15 protein-coding genes are annotated in these 17,091 nt (G+C 68.0%); 5 read left to right on the top strand and 10 right to left on the bottom strand.

All coding sequences use genetic code 11. The annotated features are described in order from the left end of the window. Positions 1-138: 138 nt before the first annotated feature. Positions 139-2,964 carry a S8 family serine peptidase gene (locus tag AB0M24_RS42000; protein WP_363779694.1) on the top strand — a complete coding sequence of 942 codons (2,826 nt, stop codon included), beginning with the start codon at positions 139-141 and terminating at the stop codon, positions 2,962-2,964. A gap of 32 nt (positions 2,965-2,996) precedes the next feature. Beyond that, positions 2,997-4,151 carry a metallophosphoesterase gene (locus AB0M24_RS41995; RefSeq protein WP_363779692.1) on the top strand — a complete coding sequence of 385 codons (1,155 nt, stop codon included), beginning with the start codon at positions 2,997-2,999 and terminating at the stop codon, positions 4,149-4,151. Here AB0M24_RS41995 and AB0M24_RS41990 read toward each other — a convergent pair. From AB0M24_RS41990 to AB0M24_RS41980, 3 genes are all read right to left on the bottom strand, one after another. Further along, positions 4,138-4,665, bottom strand: coding sequence for a histidine phosphatase family protein (locus tag AB0M24_RS41990; RefSeq protein WP_363779690.1), 528 nt, complete (start codon positions 4,663-4,665; stop codon positions 4,138-4,140). The genes AB0M24_RS41995 and AB0M24_RS41990 overlap by 14 nt on opposite strands. Next, positions 4,662-5,588: a hypothetical protein gene (locus AB0M24_RS41985; RefSeq protein WP_363779688.1), complete on the bottom strand. Its 927-nt coding sequence runs from the start codon at positions 5,586-5,588 to the stop codon at positions 4,662-4,664. Before AB0M24_RS41985 ends, AB0M24_RS41990 begins: the two co-directional genes overlap by 4 nt. A 527-nt stretch (positions 5,589-6,115) precedes the next feature. Further along, positions 6,116-6,868, bottom strand: coding sequence for an FHA domain-containing protein (locus tag AB0M24_RS41980; RefSeq protein WP_363779686.1), 753 nt, complete (start codon positions 6,866-6,868; stop codon positions 6,116-6,118). A 52-nt stretch (positions 6,869-6,920) separates the two neighbouring features. Between AB0M24_RS41980 and AB0M24_RS41975 the strand changes: the two genes are divergently transcribed. Further along, complete coding sequence (locus tag AB0M24_RS41975; RefSeq protein ID WP_363779684.1) at positions 6,921-8,621, top strand: serine/threonine-protein kinase; 1,701 nt, start codon at positions 6,921-6,923, stop codon at positions 8,619-8,621. Here AB0M24_RS41975 and AB0M24_RS41970 read toward each other — a convergent pair. From AB0M24_RS41970 to AB0M24_RS41960, 3 genes are all read right to left on the bottom strand, one after another. Continuing rightward, entirely contained in the window at positions 8,581-9,774 is a 1,194-nt protein-coding gene (locus AB0M24_RS41970) for a sugar efflux transporter (protein WP_363779682.1), read from the bottom strand. The genes AB0M24_RS41975 and AB0M24_RS41970 overlap by 41 nt on opposite strands. 64 nt (positions 9,775-9,838) lie before the next feature. After that, a complete protein-coding gene (locus AB0M24_RS41965) occupies positions 9,839-11,191 on the bottom strand; it encodes a gamma-glutamyltransferase (RefSeq protein ID WP_363779680.1) in 1,353 nt (450 codons plus the stop codon). Positions 11,192-11,265: 74 nt separating this feature from the next. Then, entirely contained in the window at positions 11,266-12,051 is a 786-nt protein-coding gene (locus tag AB0M24_RS41960; protein ID WP_363779678.1) for a hypothetical protein, read from the bottom strand. Between the two features lie 246 nt (positions 12,052-12,297). Between AB0M24_RS41960 and AB0M24_RS41955 the strand changes: the two genes are divergently transcribed. Then, entirely contained in the window at positions 12,298-12,585 is a 288-nt protein-coding gene (locus tag AB0M24_RS41955; RefSeq protein ID WP_363779676.1) for a DUF6289 family protein, read from the top strand. A gap of 4 nt (positions 12,586-12,589) precedes the next feature. Here AB0M24_RS41955 and AB0M24_RS41950 read toward each other — a convergent pair whose 3' ends face one another. From AB0M24_RS41950 to AB0M24_RS41940, 3 genes are read right to left on the bottom strand one after another with little or no spacing between them, the layout of a single operon-like run. Next, complete coding sequence (locus tag AB0M24_RS41950) at positions 12,590-13,216, bottom strand: response regulator transcription factor (protein ID WP_363779675.1); 627 nt, start codon at positions 13,214-13,216, stop codon at positions 12,590-12,592. Beyond that, complete coding sequence (locus AB0M24_RS41945; protein WP_363779673.1) at positions 13,213-14,259, bottom strand: histidine kinase; 1,047 nt, start codon at positions 14,257-14,259, stop codon at positions 13,213-13,215. Before AB0M24_RS41945 ends, AB0M24_RS41950 begins: the two co-directional genes overlap by 4 nt. After that, positions 14,256-14,810: a DUF1453 domain-containing protein gene (locus tag AB0M24_RS41940; protein ID WP_363779671.1), complete on the bottom strand. Its 555-nt coding sequence runs from the start codon at positions 14,808-14,810 to the stop codon at positions 14,256-14,258. Before AB0M24_RS41940 ends, AB0M24_RS41945 begins: the two co-directional genes overlap by 4 nt. 115 nt (positions 14,811-14,925) lie before the next feature. On the opposite strand from AB0M24_RS41940, the gene AB0M24_RS41935 reads away from it, so the two are divergent. Then, a complete protein-coding gene (locus tag AB0M24_RS41935; protein ID WP_363779669.1) occupies positions 14,926-15,507 on the top strand; it encodes a DedA family protein in 582 nt (193 codons plus the stop codon). Here AB0M24_RS41935 and AB0M24_RS41930 read toward each other — a convergent pair. Then, the gene (locus tag AB0M24_RS41930; RefSeq protein WP_363779666.1) at positions 15,414-16,640 is read right to left on the bottom strand and encodes an MFS transporter; all 1,227 of its coding nucleotides are present in this window, start codon (positions 16,638-16,640) and stop codon (positions 15,414-15,416) included. The genes AB0M24_RS41935 and AB0M24_RS41930 overlap by 94 nt on opposite strands. Positions 16,641-17,091 lie beyond the last annotated feature (451 nt).

Here is a 17,091-nt window from a genome sequence, read left to right as displayed (position 1 = left end):
GCCGGAAGCGTGACCTGCATGAAAACGTTAAGCAGGTCGGCGCCGGCGGTGGCCGCGGTCTTGATATCAGGACTCGTGGTGCCGTCGGCGGTTGCCTCTCCAACGCAAACTGGGACCGTCCTCATCACCGGCGACCGCGTGAACGTCGTCACACAGCAGGGCAAACCGCCCGCCGTGGTCATCAAGCCCGCGCCGGGACGCGAGCGGATGCCGTTCCTGCAGCGGGTGGACGAGGGCCGGGTGTCGGTCATCCCGTTCGACGCGCAGCAGCTCGTCCTCAACGGCGTGCTGGACAAGAAGCTGTTCGACGTCACCAGCCCACCGCGCAAGCTCCTCATCCGCTACACCGACCAGCGCATCACGTCCGCGAAGCTCACGGACACCATGTGGCAGCAGCTCAACCCACAAGCTCCGAACCAGGCGAGCTCGCTGCCCGGCATCGCGAAGATCAGCCCCGACCGGGTCTTCACGCCGTTCGACGCCCAGAGCACCCCGCAGATCAAGGCACCGAAGGCCTGGCAGCGCGGGCTCACCGCGAAAGGCGTGAAGGTCGCGATCCTCGACACCGGCGTCGACCAGAACCACCCGGACCTCGCAGGCCGCCTCAAAGCCACCAAATCCTTCACCGAGGACAACGATGTCACCGACGTGGTCGGCCACGGCACGCACGTCGCCGGCATCGTCGCGGGCAAGGGACCGGAACCGGGCGTGGCACCGGACGCGGATCTGTTGATCGGCAAGGTGTGCGAGCCGTACGGCTGCGAGGAGTCCGCGATCATCGCGGGCATGCGGTGGGCGGCCGAGCAGGGCGCGAAGATCGTCAACCTCAGCCTCGGCGGCGAGGCGACCGACGGCACCGACGAGCTCAGCCAGGAGCTGAACACGTTGAGCGCCAAGTACAACATGCTTTTCGTTGTCGCGGCGGGCAACGAAGGGCGCACCGAGTCGGTCTCAAGCCCAGCAGCGGCGGACGCGGCACTGGCGGTCGCGAGCGTCACGAAGGACAACCAGCTCAGCTACTTCTCCAGCCGCGGGCCGCGCATCGACGGCGCCGTGAAGCCGGAGATCAGCGCACCCGGATACGCCATCGCGGCGGCACGAGCAGCGGGCACCGACATGGGCTATCCGATCAACGACCGACACACCGTCGCGAGCGGCACCTCGATGGCCACCCCGCACGTCACGGGCGCGGCGGCGATCCTGGCCGGGCAGCACCCCGACTGGTCCCCCTCCCGTCTCAAAGCAGCGCTCACCAACACCGCGGACGCGATCAACGCGACGACGTTCGAAGGCGGCACCGGCGTCGCGAACCTCGACAGGGCAACGAAAACCCAGCTCACCGCCGAGCCCGCGACCCTCAAGCTCGGCACCGGAACCGTCACCTACCGCAACGACAGCGCGCAGAAGATCAAGCTCACGATCTCCAAGCCCGCCAACGTCGAAGCCGACCACACCACCGTCGAGGTCCCGGCGAAGGGCACGGCGACGGCGACGTTCAAGGCCACCACACCCGGCGCCGGTGACGTGATCATCGCGCGAGACAACAACAACGTCCTCCGCACGGCGATCTCCACCCAGCAGAAGACCGAAGCCACCGGCAGGATCAAGGTGCAGTCGATCGCCCGCGACGGCGCCCCGAACGGCACCGGCGGCTACGGCTTCCTGATCGCGATGGCCAACCACACCAACAAGAAGATGTACGCGGGCGGCATCGGCAACGGCCACGCGCTGCAAGGTGAAGTCCCGCAGGGCCGCTACACCGTCTTCTCCTGGGTGCCGAGCCCGATCGAGGGCCGCCCGCCGTGGGAACCCTCGCAAACCCTTGTCGCGCAAGACGTCACGGTCGGCCCGGACGGCGCCGAAGTCACGCTCGACGCCCGCCGGGGAGACAAGCTCGAAGCCACGGTCAACGGCGCCAAGGGAACCGGGAACATCGGCACCAGCCTCGGCACAGCGAACGGATCGGCGTTCGCCAGCCAGGGCACCGAGGTTTATGTGGCGCCCGGCAGCGCGAACGGCATGATCTACACCGGCGTGCAGTTCGTCCGCAACGCCAAGGGCAGCACCTGTGACACGAACATGTGCGCCATCGCGGCCAGCTCGGAGAACGCCCTCACCGCGACGTTCCCCGACGTCAAGGACGCCGACCTGGCCAGGACCACGGCCACCGTCGGCAAACCGGAGGCACCGGGCGAGTGGATCACCTTCACCGAACACCCGCTCTCCACGCCACCACCGGGCGACGCGGCCGAAGGCCTCACGTTCCCCGGCAAGCACACGACCTACTACCACTCGACCGGCGAGATCGAATGGTGGTCGGGGCAGGTCCAGGACCAGGCAGTGCTGCAGGCGCAGACCTGGCGCCAGCTCACCAACGGCAAGACCTACGACGAGAAGTGGAGCCACGGCGCGTACGGCCCGTCCGTCTCCTCCACCACCATGCGCCGCAACGGCAACATCATCACGGCGAACACCGCACTGCTGTCCGACTCGACCCCGGGCCACTACGGCTTCGCGGGCGACCAGGGCGTCGAGGGCCGCACCGAGCTCACCCGCGACGGCAAGCTCGTCAACGGCATCAACCACCCCGACGGCGGCACGTTCCAGGTTCCACCGGGCAAGGCCCGCTACCGCCTCGAAGCCACCACCAAGACCGTTCAGGCGGCCTGGGAGTTCGACGCAAAAGAAGGCCCGCTCCCCCTCACCGCGGTGAGGTTCGACGACCGCGACGGCGGCAGCATCCCGTTCCGCCTCGACAAGACGACCACGGCCGGCCGAACCAAGAAGCTCACCGTGGACGTGTCCTACGACGACGGAAAGACGTGGAAACCGGCGTCCTACGTGCTGTTCGGAGACCGCGGAGTTCTGCTGTCAGTGAAACCCGGCCCGATTTCCCTCAAAACACGTGTGACGGACGTCAACGGCAACTCGGGCGAGCAAACCCTCATCCGTGCGTTGACATAAATTAGATGTAAGACCTTTCAGGAGGATGAGCGATGACGACCACCGCGACCCGGCCCCGCATCACGGTACGGCGGGTGGTCTTCACGCTCGTCCTCCTGAGCGTCACGACACTGCTGTTCTGGGTCCCGTTCGAGGGCCTGTTCGCCGCGAGCGCCGAGTGGCCGGAGCCGGTCCGCCCGATCGCCGCCGTCGTCTTCGTCGCAGCGGCCATCTCCATGATCGTGCTCTTCACGCAGCGAGGCAGTGACCGGGCCGCGCGCATCTCCCAGTTCCTGCTCGGCTTCGTGTGGATCGCGTTCGTCTGGACACTGATCACCGACGTGGTGCGCCTCGCACTCGTTCTGGGCGGCGTCGAGAACCCGTTCCGCTCCCGCTTCATCGCGGTTCTGCTGGCGATCCTGATCGTCGCCATCACGGCGTACGGCGTCTACGAGGCCATGCGCGTGCCACGGATCAAGCGCCAGGACGTCACCATCCCGCGCCTCGACCCGGCGTTCGACGGTCTGACCGTCGCGGTCATCACCGACACCCACTACGGCGCCATCAACCGCGCCAAGTGGTCGCGCGGCATGGTCGACGCGGTCAACGACCTGAACGCCGACGTCGCCGTGCACGTCGGTGACATCGCGGACGGCACCGCCGACCAGCGCCTGGAGCAGGCCACGCCGCTCGGCGACGTCAACACGAAGCACCGCTTCTACATCACGGGCAACCACGAGTACTACTCCAACGCCCAGGGCTGGATCGACCTCATGACCCGCCTGGGCTGGAAGGCGCTGCACAACGAGCACGTGGCGATCGAGCGCGGCGACGCCCGCCTGGTGTTCGCGGGCATCGACGACATCACCGCCGACCACTCCGGCGAGCCCGGCCACTCCGCCGACCTCACGACAGCGCTGAGCGGCACCCACGGCAGCGACCCGGTCGTGCTGCTCGCCCACCAGCCGTCGGAGATCAAGAAGGCCGTCGCGGCGGGCGTCGACCTGCAACTGTCCGGGCACACGCACGGCGGGCAGATCTGGCCGTTCCACTACCTGGTGCGGCTGCAGCAGCCGGTGGTCGCCGGCCTCAGCAGGCACAGCGACCGCACCCAGCTCTACACCAGCCGCGGCGCCGGCTTCTGGGGCCCGCCGATGCGCGTCTTCGCTCCCAGCGAGATCACGCTCCTCACGCTCAAAGCGAGCTGAGGTGCCCCGCGTCGTTGAACCGCACCAGCGCGGGTGACTTGCCCGCGTCGTAGCGGATGACGGTCAGCGCCGCGTTGTCGTTGTTCAAAGTCAGCCACTGCTCGGGCGGGGCGTCCAGCGCGTCCCGCACCAGCCAGCTGATCAGGAACGCGTGCGTCACGACGAGCACCGGTCCGTCACCGGGCCGGGCGAACCGCGTCTCCGCCTCGTGCGCCAGCGCCGGGCCGCGGGTGCGCTCCGACTCCGGGAACTGGTCGAAGAACTCGTCGTGGTCGGGGACGAAGTGCGGCACGAAGTCGTCCGCTGCGGCCTCGGCTCGGCAGGGCACCTTCAGCACCTCGGCGATGATCGACGCCGTTTCCACCGCGCGTGGCAACGGACCGTGGTGCACCGCCGCGAAACCCTTGCCCCGCAACCGTTCCGCGAGCAGTTCGGACTGCTTGCGGCCGCGTGCGGTCAGCCTCGACTCGTCCTTCGTCGCTTCTCCGTGCCGGACCAGATGAAGATCTCTCACGCAGTGCAGTCTGCCTTGATGGCCGAAGCGGCGTGATGGGCGTAGGTAGGTCCGGAGTTGTTCCAGTCCTGACCTCGGGTGAGAAGCTGCACGGTCAGGTTTCCGCTGGCCTTGAACTTCCCGGCGGAGACCCACTGTCCGCGCTTGTCGACCTGCTTGATCGCGAACGACGCCATCGGGGTGCCGCCGACGCCGTTGCGGTCGAAGACGTAGTACACGGTCGGGTTACCCCCGACCTCCTCCAGGTTGCCGTTCGGGATGAACACCGAGACGTCGCACGAGCCCGACGCAGTGAACGTCCACATCCCGTAGGCGGAGGCGTCGTCCTTGCGCGAGTCGCCGGACATCGGGATCGACACGAACGCCGAACCGCACTTGCCGTCGCCGTGGTCCACCCAGCCCTTGCGGCCGTCGCGGTACGAGCCGACGCTCGAGTACCCACCACAGCCCGGTCCCATGGTCAGCGACTTCGCGCCTGCGGGAGCCCGGTTGCCGTCGTTGTTGCCCGGCGGCGGCGTGCCGGGCTGGGTCGTCGGCGGGACCAGGCCCAGCACCGACGAGGCGAGCGTGGGGTTCATGCTCCCGGACTGCCCGAGGGACGGCGTCTCCGACAGCTCCTCCGGCGGCGTGATCAAGCCGGGGATGTAGCTGTGCGAGGGCTGCGCGATGTTCGGGTCCGCGTCACCGGATCCGCTGTTGAACGTGACGATCGCGATGCCGCCCAGGAGCAGCAGCGCGGCGATCAGGGCGATCGCGGCGACACGCGGCTTGAGCTGACGGCTCGGCGCCGGATTTTCCTCCTGCACCGGCAGATCACCGGCCGAGGCCCAGCGTTCGCGGCCCCTGGCGCGGGCAGCCTCCATCAACGCTGGGTCCGGCGCGAGATGGCGCTCGGTCGGTTCGTCGGGGAACTGGGATTGCACGGAGCGCAGTGTGCCAGTAGCTCAGGACCACTCGAACGCGTGGTTCTTTCACGAACGTGTCGTTTGAGCTCAATTAACAGCACGCTGTGTAGATCATGAGCCTGCTCTGTATACGTTCCGTCACAAAACCGGCCTCCACGGACCCTCGGAATCCTGACTCGTGAGTCAGGGAAGCGGGGCATGAGACTCGGTGCACAGAGGACACTCGAAGTCGTTGCGCGGCACCCATCCGCGAACAGCGTTAGCGACGTTGTTGTTGCAGCACAACCGCGTTGTCGCGGTCGAGAAGTTGATCGACGCGCGGTGCCGTTCCACGCCGTTCCGAGAGCCGTCTCGCACCTGCGCGCAACGCTCGCGCCAGGCCCGGAAATCCTGATCTTGCACCGACTTCCGGATTACGTTTTGGCGACACCTGCGGAACGCGGTGATCTCACGGCGTTTTGTAGTTTCGCAACCGATACAGATCACCTGCGAGCGACGCTCATGTTGTGGCACAACAAGAAGGTGCTTCGTTCGCCTATCTAACGTCATGACAACGCATCGATCAACGCCAGATCCGGTGGCACGAGCGTCGTCGACAGCACGAGCTCCCGCATGAGGTTGTCGTTCAACGCGTTGCCGACGGGCTCGCCGACCTCTTCCCGGACGAGCCCCGCGACGCCGTCACGCGACAGCCGCGAGCGCACGGCCGCGACCATGTGCTCGACCTTCTTGTGGCTCCACGCCTCGTCCGGCCGCAGCTCGGCCATCACCTCGGCGACGTGCTGGCGGGCCAACGGTTGAGGGTTCGCCTCGTGCATGAGGTAGCGCTGACCGAGCACGACGAGCAGCAGCCGTTCGTCGTCGGTGAGCCGCCAACGGCGCGGTGGCTCGGTCACGGCCCCGTGCGGCACCGCGGGCTGACCACCGTCCGGTCCGGCCACGTACAGCTCCAGCAGGTGCTCACGGTCGCGCGTGCCTCGGATGAACAGCGGCGTGTAGCCGTCGTTCAACGGCACCGCGTCCTCGTCCGGGAACAGCCACCGCGACTTCGGCAACCGGATCGGCAGTTGCCCGAGGTTGCTCACCCACCAAGCACCCTCACGGCACGTCAGCGCGCCATGCCGCCGTGACACCCGAAGGTCGCTCTCCCCCACACAGATGTCGACCTCGGGCCGGTTGCGCCCGAACACCACGGTGTGGCCGTCGACGGGTGCGCTGTTCACCCGTCCAGTCACGGCCAGCGCGACTATTCCGCCGGGCACGGTCTGCGGCACTTGGCGTGCGAGGCTTTCGTACATTCTTCGCAGTGTGCCCTCATCGCTCCGGGACCTGTCCCTAAGATCCAGGTTCGTGGTTGGACGCACCATCGCGGACAGGTACCGGCTCGAAGAGCACCTCGGCGCGGGCGGCATGGGAGAGGTCTGGCGGGCGACCGACCTCCAGCTGCAGGAGACGGTCGCGCTCAAGCGGCCCAGAGAAGGCGACGCCGGGCACGAGGCGCGCATCGGCGGCGAGCTCAGCCACCCGAACGTGATCACCGTCCACGGCACGGTCGACGACGGCGCCGACCAGTGGCTGGTGATGGAGTACCTGCCGTCGCGGTCGCTGGCGGAGATCATCGAGGCGGACGGCCCGATCAGCCCGCGGCGGGCCGCGAAGATCGGCGCGCAGCTCGCGGACGCGCTGGCCGCCATGCACGCGAAGGGCATGGTCCACCGGGACGTCAAGCCCGGCAACGTTCTCGTCACCGACAACGACGTGGCGAAGCTCAGCGACTTCGGCATCTCGCGGTGGGCCGAGCAGACCCGCGTCGGCGGTGGTGACGTGGCCGGAACCGCCGCCTACCTCGCGCCCGAGGTCGCGGACGGGCACGAGGCGCGGCCGGCCTCCGACGTGTTCGCGTTGGGCGCCACGCTGTTCGCGGCCGTGGAGGGCACCTCGCCGTGGGGATCCCCGGACGCCGGATCCGCGGAACAGCTCCGCCGTGCCAAGGCCTACGACATCACGGCGCCCCAGCGCTCCGGCCCGTTCGGCGAGCTGCTCGCCCAGCTGTTGCGGCGCAACCCGCAGGACCGGCCGGCGACCGAGAACGTCCGCGCGTTGCTGGAGGGGCTGAAGCTGCCGAATCCCAGGCGCCGCAAGGTGTTCGTGTTCGGTGCCGTCGCGCTCGTCGCCGTCGTCGTGGCCGGCGCGGTGATCTACTCGCGGCTGCCGGTGGCCGGAACCGTCGGCGATCCCCGCACGATGGACGTGTGCGGGCTGACCGCGAGCAAGGACGACCTCCAGCGCTTCAACCCGAACCACGTCGACACCAGCGCCCTGAACTCCTACTGGATCAACGGGTGCACCAGCTGGCTCTCCTACGGTGGTGACGACGGTGTGGTGGTCGACTACTTCGTGAAGCAGTTCAACCAGTACGGCGCCACGAAGACGACCGGGACGCTCGGCGCGATCACCCAGACCGCGTCCGCGGAGAAGGTCTGCACGAAGTCGATCGTGCTGGTCGACGGCAACAGCCTGCAGATCGACGTCAAGGGCGGTCCGGGTCGTCCGTTGTGCGACATCGGCCAGGTGGCGGGCGAGCGCGCGCACGCGGTGCTCACGGAAAGCCGGATCCCGCGACGCAGGGAGCCATGGCCCCAGGACTCTCTCGCGAACGTCGACGCGTGCAGCCTGCTCGAACCGGAGGACCTGGAGCCGCGGCTGAAGTCCGCGGCGACCCCGTACCCGTGGAACGAGCTGGGGTTCTGGGGCTGTGGCTGGGACTACGACCCGCGGCAGGTCCAGATCGAGTTCAGCCGCCAGTCGCCGTTCGACTCCGAGGACGGCACCGTCATCGACGTGGGCGGCGGCAAGCTCGCCTACCTGGACCCGGAGTCCGACGAGGGCGTGTGCCAGGTGAAGATCCGGCATCGCGTGGCCAGGGAAGGCGCCGACGAGCGGATCGAGGTGGTTCGCGTGATCCTCTCCGAGGAGAAGCTCGCCGAGGGCACGACGTTGTGCCCCGGTGCTACCGAGCTGGCGAAAGCCGTGGTTCCGCGGCTGCCCTGACCTTGCCCGCGACGAGCAGCAACACCAGCCCCAGCACGCACATCGTGAGACTGAACCCGTAGACCCAGCGATAGCCGAACTGCGCCGCCACGCCGAGCAGCGCGCCCGCGACCATGCCGCCGACGATCTGGGTGTTGCTGAACATCGTGGTGGCGTGCCCCGGCCGTTCGGGGTCGAGGCTCTGGAAGTACGTGATGCCGACACCCATGATCAACGAGATGACGGTGGCGTGCAGCAGCTGCAACGCCATCACCTGCCAGACGGCGTGCGCGAACACCATCAAACCGTGGTAGCTCAACGAGATCGCGGCACCGATGACGACGAGCTTGTGCTGGGACATGCGGTTCGCCAACGAGCCGAACCACAGCATCATCGGGATCTCGAGCGCCGCGCAGAGCCCCATCGCGAGACCGGCGTCGCCCGCCGTGCCCTGGAGGTTCGTCGTCACGAACAACGGCAGACCGCTGACCGCGAGCGCCACGGAACCCTGCAGGAACGTGAAGGCGGCGACGACGAACGAGAACCCGGCGCGCGAATGCCCGACCTCCTCGACCACGGGCGCTTCGGGCTCTGCTTCGGGCACTGGCAACAGGATCGCGAGCACCGCGACACCCAGCTGAAGGGCGGCCGAGGCACCGAACAGGCCCACCCAGCCGATGGTCGAGACGACCAGCGCGGCCAGCGGCGGGCCGGCGACCCAGGCGACCGAGAGCAGGGTGCGCAGGATGCTGACGACCATCGACGGTCCTTGTGAGACCTGGCGGCCGTACGCGAAGAGCTGTGGCAACAACGACGACGTGATCGCCACGAAGACCACGGAAGTGCCGAGCAGGAGCCAGTAGTCGCGCAGCACGGCGAACAGGCCGTAGCCGATCGCGCCGGCGACACCGCCCGCGACGAGCATGTACCGGCGCTGGACGCGGCCGTCCGAGAGCTTGCCCATGATCGTGCTGGCGACCACGGACGCGAGCGGGCTCGCGATCAGGAACACGCTGAGCTGGAGCGGCGAGACCTTGATCTCGGAGGTCAGGAACAGCGAGCCGAACGGCATCGCGAAGGCCATCGACACGCCGCAGACGACGCTGATGACGGAGAGTTGGAGGAACGTTCGGGAAAGTAGCGGCGAGGAGGTTCTCTCGCTGAGTGCCGTCACGCCCTCATCGTGCTTGTTGACCGGTCAATCAGGAAACTAATTATCCCATTATGCGGGCAATGTCTCACACGATCACGACAGCACCGTCGCGACGGTGATCTCCACCACCCCTGAGCAGGCCAGATCCGGTCATCTCGACCACCTGGCAACCGCCGAAGAACATGTTCGGAGCGCGGAATCGCGTGACCGGGAGCTCGGTTTCCGGGCGAATTCCCGGTTCGACGTGAAGATGATCTCCACCGAGGTGCAGACGGGGTGCGTCGACGGCGTCCTGGGCGGGCATTCCGCGGTCGAGGACGTTCACGAGCACCTGCAGGATCGCGCCGCAGATCCGGCTCGAGCCCGCGCTGCCGAGCACGAGCTCCGCGCGGCCGTGGTTCGTCACGACGGTCGGCGACATCATCGACGGCAGCCGGTCGCCGGGCGCGTGGCTGAAGAACCCGTCGGGCGACAGGTCCTCCTCCCCCATCATGTTGTTCAGGTGCACGCCCGCGATCGAGATGCCGGAGCCCGCGCCGTTCGTCGTGGTGACCGAGCAGGCCGTGCCGTCGGCGTCGAGCACCGAGATGTGCGTGGTGGAACCGAGTCGGTTCAGGTGGGTCTTCGGGGCGGCCATCGCGCGGATCAGATCCCGCTGCGAAGGGTTGTCCGGCAACGCTTCCAGCATCTGCGTGAGCAACGCACCGCCCGCCGCGGGTGGTGGGTTCGTGTGGATGTCACGGCCGCGATGGCGCACGTGCAGCGGTTCTCTCAGTGCGACTTCGTAGGCCTTCAGGTCTTCCCGGCTGAGGTCGCCGCCGTTCCGCGTGATCTCGTCGGCGATGGCTGCCGCGATGTCGCCGGTGTAGAACGGGGCCGCGCCGTCCTTGCCCAGGCGTTCCAGGGCTTCGGCGACCTGGGGCTGCACCAGGAGGTCGCCTTCTTCGAACGCGGTGAGGCCCGCGCTGTGCGCGAGCGGCAGCAGCAGTGAGGTGACGTAGGCCTGGTAGCGGTTGACCCGGTGGCCCTCGCGCGCGTGTTTCACCGCCGTGGCGGCAAGATCCTCGAGCGGAATCCGGCCGTAGGTGGCGGCTTTCGCCGCGCCGGCGGGCATGCCGTAGGCGGCCACGGATGACGGTCCCACGTGGAATTCCTGGGAGGCGTCACCGAAGTGGACGGTGATGGGGTCGAGCTCCGCCCGGTTCGGCTGCGGCGCGCGACCCGGTGCCACGGCCGAGAAGTCCAGCAGCACAGGGGTTTCACCAGCCGGGGCGATGAGCATGTAGCCCGCCGCGCCGAGCCCGGTGAGCAGCGGCTCCGTCACGCACGACGTGAGCATCGCCGCGACGGCCGCGTCCACGGCGTTTCCTCCGGCGCGCAGCATCGCCGCGCCCGCCTGTGCGGTGAGCGGGTGGCCCGCCGCGATCGCGCCTCGCACCGTCGACCTCCATCGAGAAGAAGGCAATCAACGGTAGACCTGTACGCGATCAGCGGGCCACCCGACCCGTTACTTCACTTCTTCGTGGCCGTGTAGTTCCGGAAGTTGATGTACGTGTCGAGGATGTCCGACGAGGCGCTCTGCACCGAGCGGTAGATGCCCCACTTCGGCCGGACGTAGTCGCCCTCGTCCGGGATCCGCACACCGGAACGCTTGCCCTGGAACGCGATCGGCGCGCTCGCACCCGAGCCGTTGCGCAGCACGAAGCCGACCGTGCCGCTGGAACCCGGGGTGATCGTCCACTCGACGGTGACCCACTTGTCCCGCAACGGGGCCAGGTTGCCCGAGGCGATGTCCGGTGCGCCGGACGTGCTGAACGCGCGTGCCTTGATCGTCTCGGTGCTACCGCTGCGGCCCAGCGACAGGGTGGTCCACGGGCCGCCGTTGGTCGACGGTGTCTTGGTCTGGAAGATGTGCGTGAACTTGCTCGTGCCGTGCAAGGACGACGGCATGTACATCTCGTAGGAGATGACCCACGTCTCGCCGTTCTTCATCTTGAGCGCGGCGCCGTTGGTGACCATGCCCTTGGACTCGGTCCGCTGACGGTCACCGCCACCGGTCGTGTCGCGGTCGTTCTTCCAGATGTTGAACCGGTAGTGGTCGCCCTCGACGACGATGTACTTGCCCTTGCGCTCGGGGAACTTGTTGCCTCGGTCGACCTCGATGCCCTCGAAAGCCTTGAGCCCGTCCGTCCCGGGGTTCGGGCTCCACGCGGGAGCCAGTGCCTCCGCTGGACCGACGGTGACGAGCATCAGGGCGGCTGCAGTGAGTGCTGCCCTGCGGGTGATACGCGATTCCATCGTTCGGCGCGTCCTTCCTGGCGGCGTAACGACAGGGGGAGCACATCGGGCGGCGAAGCGATGTCCTTGTGGTGACGAAGGTAGGAGGTCTCGACCTGCGATGTCAACGAAAGTGACACAACTTGACTGCCGTTTACAAGATTCATCGGATTAGTTCAGGTGGAAACGCGATCATTCCTCATGCCCTGTTCCCGTTCCGGTCCCGCGGAACGAGTGTGGAACCGGGTGGAACGCCTTTCAGGTGGAATGCCCCTGATCGGAGAGGACTGCCCGATGCTCAAGCGCGCCCTGGCGGCGACTCTGTTCACCGCCGCCCTCGCGACCGCGACCGCCGCGCCGGCCGCCGCCATCCCGACGATCCCGTTCCCGACGCCGGATCGGCTCGTGGTGATCAACTACTACGACGACTACCGGCACGACGACCTGGTCGGCCAGGTGTGGTTCGGCTGCGGCCAGCCGCGCGGCAGCTGGGGTGTGCAGACGAACGACGCCACCCTGCACACCGTGTCGTGCGGGCCGGAGCCGCGCGGCTGAAGGCTCAGCCCCTGAGCGCCAAGGCGAGCCTGACCGCGTCCGCGCGGGAGTGCAGGTCCGCCTTGGCGAACAGGTTGTTGATGTGCGTCTTCACGGTCGCCTCGCTGATGAACAACCTGCGCGCGATCTCGCCGTTGCGCAGGCCCTCGCCGATCAGGTCGAGCACCTCGCGCTCGCGGGCGGTCAGGTCGACACCGGGCTGTTCCACGGGCGTGCGGCTCGCGAGGTCCAGCAACCGCAGCTGCACGGCGGGATCCAGGATCGCGTTGCCGGCGTGAGCACCGCGCACGGCCTGGATGATCGTGCCCCGGTCCGCGTCCTTGGTCAGGTAGCCGCGCGCACCCGCCCTCAGCGCCGCCAGGATCGAGTCGTCGTCGTCGAACGTCGTCAGCACGACGACCGGCAGTCCGGGGTGTGACTCCCGGAGTTTCCCGGTGGCCTCGGCGCCACCCATGACCGGCATGTTGAGGTCCATCAGCACGACCTCGGGCGTCAGTTCCTCCACCGCCGCAAGGGCTTCCTCGCCGTTGGACGCGGTGCCGACGACCGTGACGTCCGGGTCGAGGTCGAGCATGACGGCGAGCCCGTCGCGCACCGCCGCCTGGTCGTCCACGATCAACAGCCTGATCATCGCGGCAGCTCCATCCTGACCGTCCACCCCGGACCTTCCGGACCCGCGAACAGCGTCCCGCCGAGCAATGCCGCCCGTTCACGCATGCCGTTGATGCCCATGCCGCTGCCCTGTTCCCCGCCCGGTCCGTCGTCCGTCACGGTCAGCTTGATCGTCGTGGCCGTGTACTCGAGCACCAGGTCCACCTCCGCACCCGGCGCGTGCTTGTGCGCGTTGGTCAGAGCTTCTTGTGCCGCACGGATGATGGCCTGCGCGATCTCCACGCTCACCGCGTCCTCGCCGATCACGCGGAACGACGCGCCGTGGCTCTCCGCCAGCTTCGCGATCGACTCCGGCAACGGCAGCGCGGCATCCTTCAACGCGTGCACGGCCCGTCGCGTCTCCTTCAGCCCGGACACCGCCAACGCACGCGCTCGCAGCACGGCTTGGTTGGCCTCGTCGGACTTCCCCGCCGCGTGCAGGGCATCGGCCATGTCCAGCTGCACCGCGATACCGGACAACGAATGCCCGACGACGTCGTGGATCTCGCGAGCGATCCGGCCGCGTTCCTCCAACGCCGCCGCGTACTCGGCGGCCACCTGGGCGTTGGCGCGCTCGCGGCGGATGAGCCCGAAGAACACCGGCAACCCGGCCGTGAGACACAGCCACCACTCCGGACCGTCGGGCGTCACCACCACCCACGTCGAGATCATCGCGAGCAGCGCCCCCACGACCGCCAGCCCGACCGCCAGACGCATGTCCTGCAGGCGCCGCCCCGCGGTGCTGGTCGCGAGGAACACGAACGCGACCCCCGCGGTGGCCGGTGCCAGCGCGAACATCGGCGCGCTGGCCAGCACGAACACCGTGACCACCGCAATCGCCCAGCGTTCCGACAACCGCTCCAGCACGAACGCGGACACGACCGCCGCGGCGATGGCCACGACGGTCAGGGTCCAGGTCAGCACGGGCAGGTGCGGCGGCCGGTCGATCAGGTGGATCACCGTCAGCGCGGAGATCACCAGCGCGACCAGCGGCCGGAACAACCCGTCAGCGAACATCATCATCGAGCTGAATCATGCCGGGTTCCGCGCACCTTTTCCTGCCACGAGTCCAAGAACGGCGACGTGCGGTGAGCCTCACCCCTGCGCCCCTTCGCCCACACGACCTGCCCACCCACCCGCACGGCCTTGGACATCACAACCAGCCCCTCGGCGAGCAGCCCCGCACCGACCACGAGCATCAGCCCGTTGCCCGCCTGCACCGCACCGGGGTCGATCAGGTTCATCACGAACCCGGCGGCGAGCCGCGCGGCGATGCTGGCCACCCACAGCACGATCGTCATGGCCGTGTACCGCAGCATCACGATGCCGTTCTGCTCGTACGTCCGGATCGTCACGCCGCGCAGCACCCCGAACACGACGCTGAGCACCGCACTGGCCACAAGAAACCCGATCGCGGCCACCGAGTGCACCGAAGTCTGCGTCAACCCGATGAGCCCGAGCACCGCCGGGAGCAGGAGCAGCCGCTTGCCCACCGCGGGCTCCCCCATCAACCGGCGCCCCATCACGTAGATGACGGCGGCGGCGATCAGCACAATCTCCACAGTCCCTGTCATGGCCTCAACGCTAAGGATCCGCGCAGGTCAGCACCTGGTCCCGGCGCCGTAGCCAGGGTGGAGATCCGTCTCCACCCGCGGGTTGAAGTGCAGGGCAAAACGGGTAAATCAGGACATGGAGTGGATCACTCGCCTGATGGAGGCACTGGGCTCACCGGGGGCGGGCCTCGCAGTAGCCCTGGAGAACGTCTTCCCACCGGTACCGAGCGAGGTGATCCTGCCGCTGGCGGGCTTCACGGCCGCTCAGGGCAAGATCTCGCTCGTCGCCGCGATCGCGTGGACGACTCTGGGTTCGGTCAGCGGCGCGCTCGTCCTGTACTTCCTGGGCGCCTGGCTGGGCCTTGCCCGCCTACGCCGCCTGCCGTTCGTCTCCGCGTCCGATGTGGACAAAGCCGACGCGTGGTTCGACAAGCACGGCAACGCAGCGGTGTTCGTCGGCCGAATGGTCCCGGTGGTGCGCAGCCTGATCTCCATCCCAGCAGGCGTCTCCGGCATGCCCCTGACCCGCTTCACCCTCTACACCGCGGCGGGCAGCCTCGCCTGGAACTCCGCGCTGATCCTCGCCGGCTACTTCCTGGGCGAGAACTACGCACTGATCGACCGTTACCTGGGCTGGGTCTCGACCGCGGTGCTGGTCGCGCTGGCCATCGCCATCGCCTGGTTCGTAGTCTCCCGCTTGAAAGCCCGGCGCTCGTAAACCACCGACGCGCCCGCGATCGCCAACCCGGCCAACGAAAGCCCCACACCAACCCAAGCCGTGCTCGTATACCCCCAGCCCGCCGCGATCGCGAGCCCACCGAGCCACGCCCCAGCACCGTTGGCGACGTTGAGCGACGAGTGGTTCGACGACGAAGCCAGCGACGGCGCGTCCGGCGACGCGTCCATCAACCGAATCTGCAGTGCCGCAGCCAAGATCTGCACCACGAACCCGAGCAGGAACAGGTTCACGAACAGGAACACGGGAACCGTCGCCGTAAGCCCGAACAGCACCAGGATCAGGCACACCGCAACCAGCCCGCCGAACACCGACCCCATAGCCGACCGGTCCACGAACCGCCCGCCGAACGTGGCCCCGAGCGTCATCCCCAACCCGAACACCGCCAACATCCACGGCACCACAGTCGCGTCCAGCCCGGCAACCTCGGTAGTCAACGGCGCAACATACGAGTACACCGCGAACATGCCACCAAAGCCGATCATCCCGGTGAAGATCGCAAACCACACCGTGGGCCGCCCGAACGCCCGAACCTCGCCCTTCATGGACGCGCCCTCGACCTTGGGCACCCGAGGCACCCAAGCAGCAATCGCCACAGCAGTGACCACCGCGATCACCGCCACCGCGAGGTAAGCCGTCCGCCACCCGATCTGCTGCCCAGCCGCAGTGGCCAACGGCACCCCAACCAGGTTCGCCACCGTCAGCCCGACCATCACCCGAGCAACAGCCGTCCCCCGCCGCTCCGGCGCCACCAACGTAGCCGCCACCACAGCCGCAATCCCGAAGAACGCCCCGTGCGGCAACCCAGCCACAAACCGAGCCACCAACAACAGCGTCTTGTCCTGAGCAGCAGCCGACAGCCCGTTCCCCAACGCCACCGCGAGCATCAGCCCGATGAGCATCCCCTTGCGAGGCAACTTGGCCCCGAGCACCGCGATCAACGGCGCCCCAACCACCACCCCAGCCGCATAAAGGCTGATCGCGTGCCCAGCCTCGTAGTCCGGAATCCCGAACGTCTCCGCAATCTGCGGCAACAACCCCATCGTCGCGAACTCGGTGGTCCCGATCCCGAACCCGCCAAGCGCGAGCGCGGTCATGGCACGGCTGGTGTTCACGGCTCCCCTTGAAAGACTAGTTAGCAACCGGAACGATTTTACGACCCTTCTGACGCGCTTCAGAAGCCCTCACGCCGTGCCCCTGCTCACACGCCTCCGCCATAGCACGCAGGGGGCAGGCAAGGGCGGGCTGAGTGCAGAGGCAAAGGCGGACCGGAGGCAAAGGCGAAGGCGAGGACGGGAGCGAAAGTGGGGCCACGGGCAGGGGCGTAGGCGAGGGCAACTCACGTCGCAAGGCCGAAGGCGAGCAAGGCGATGGCGAAGCCGAGCTGCAGTGGCGATGGCGAAGCCGAGTTGCCTTGGCGACGCCGAAGGCGAGCTGCCTGAGGGCGATGGCGAAGCCGAGCTTGCCTTTCCGTGCGCTCCGGCGGGCCCCGTCACGAGTCGTGCCTGATCGTTGGCCGCGTCCAGGAGGAGGTGTCAAGCGGGCACGCTTTTCGCCCGCTTGACA

The organism is Lentzea sp. NPDC051838 (assembly GCF_040681245.1).
Lineage (GTDB): Bacteria > Actinomycetota > Actinomycetes > Mycobacteriales > Pseudonocardiaceae > Lentzea.
This window is presented reverse-complemented; position numbering and strand designations above follow the sequence as displayed.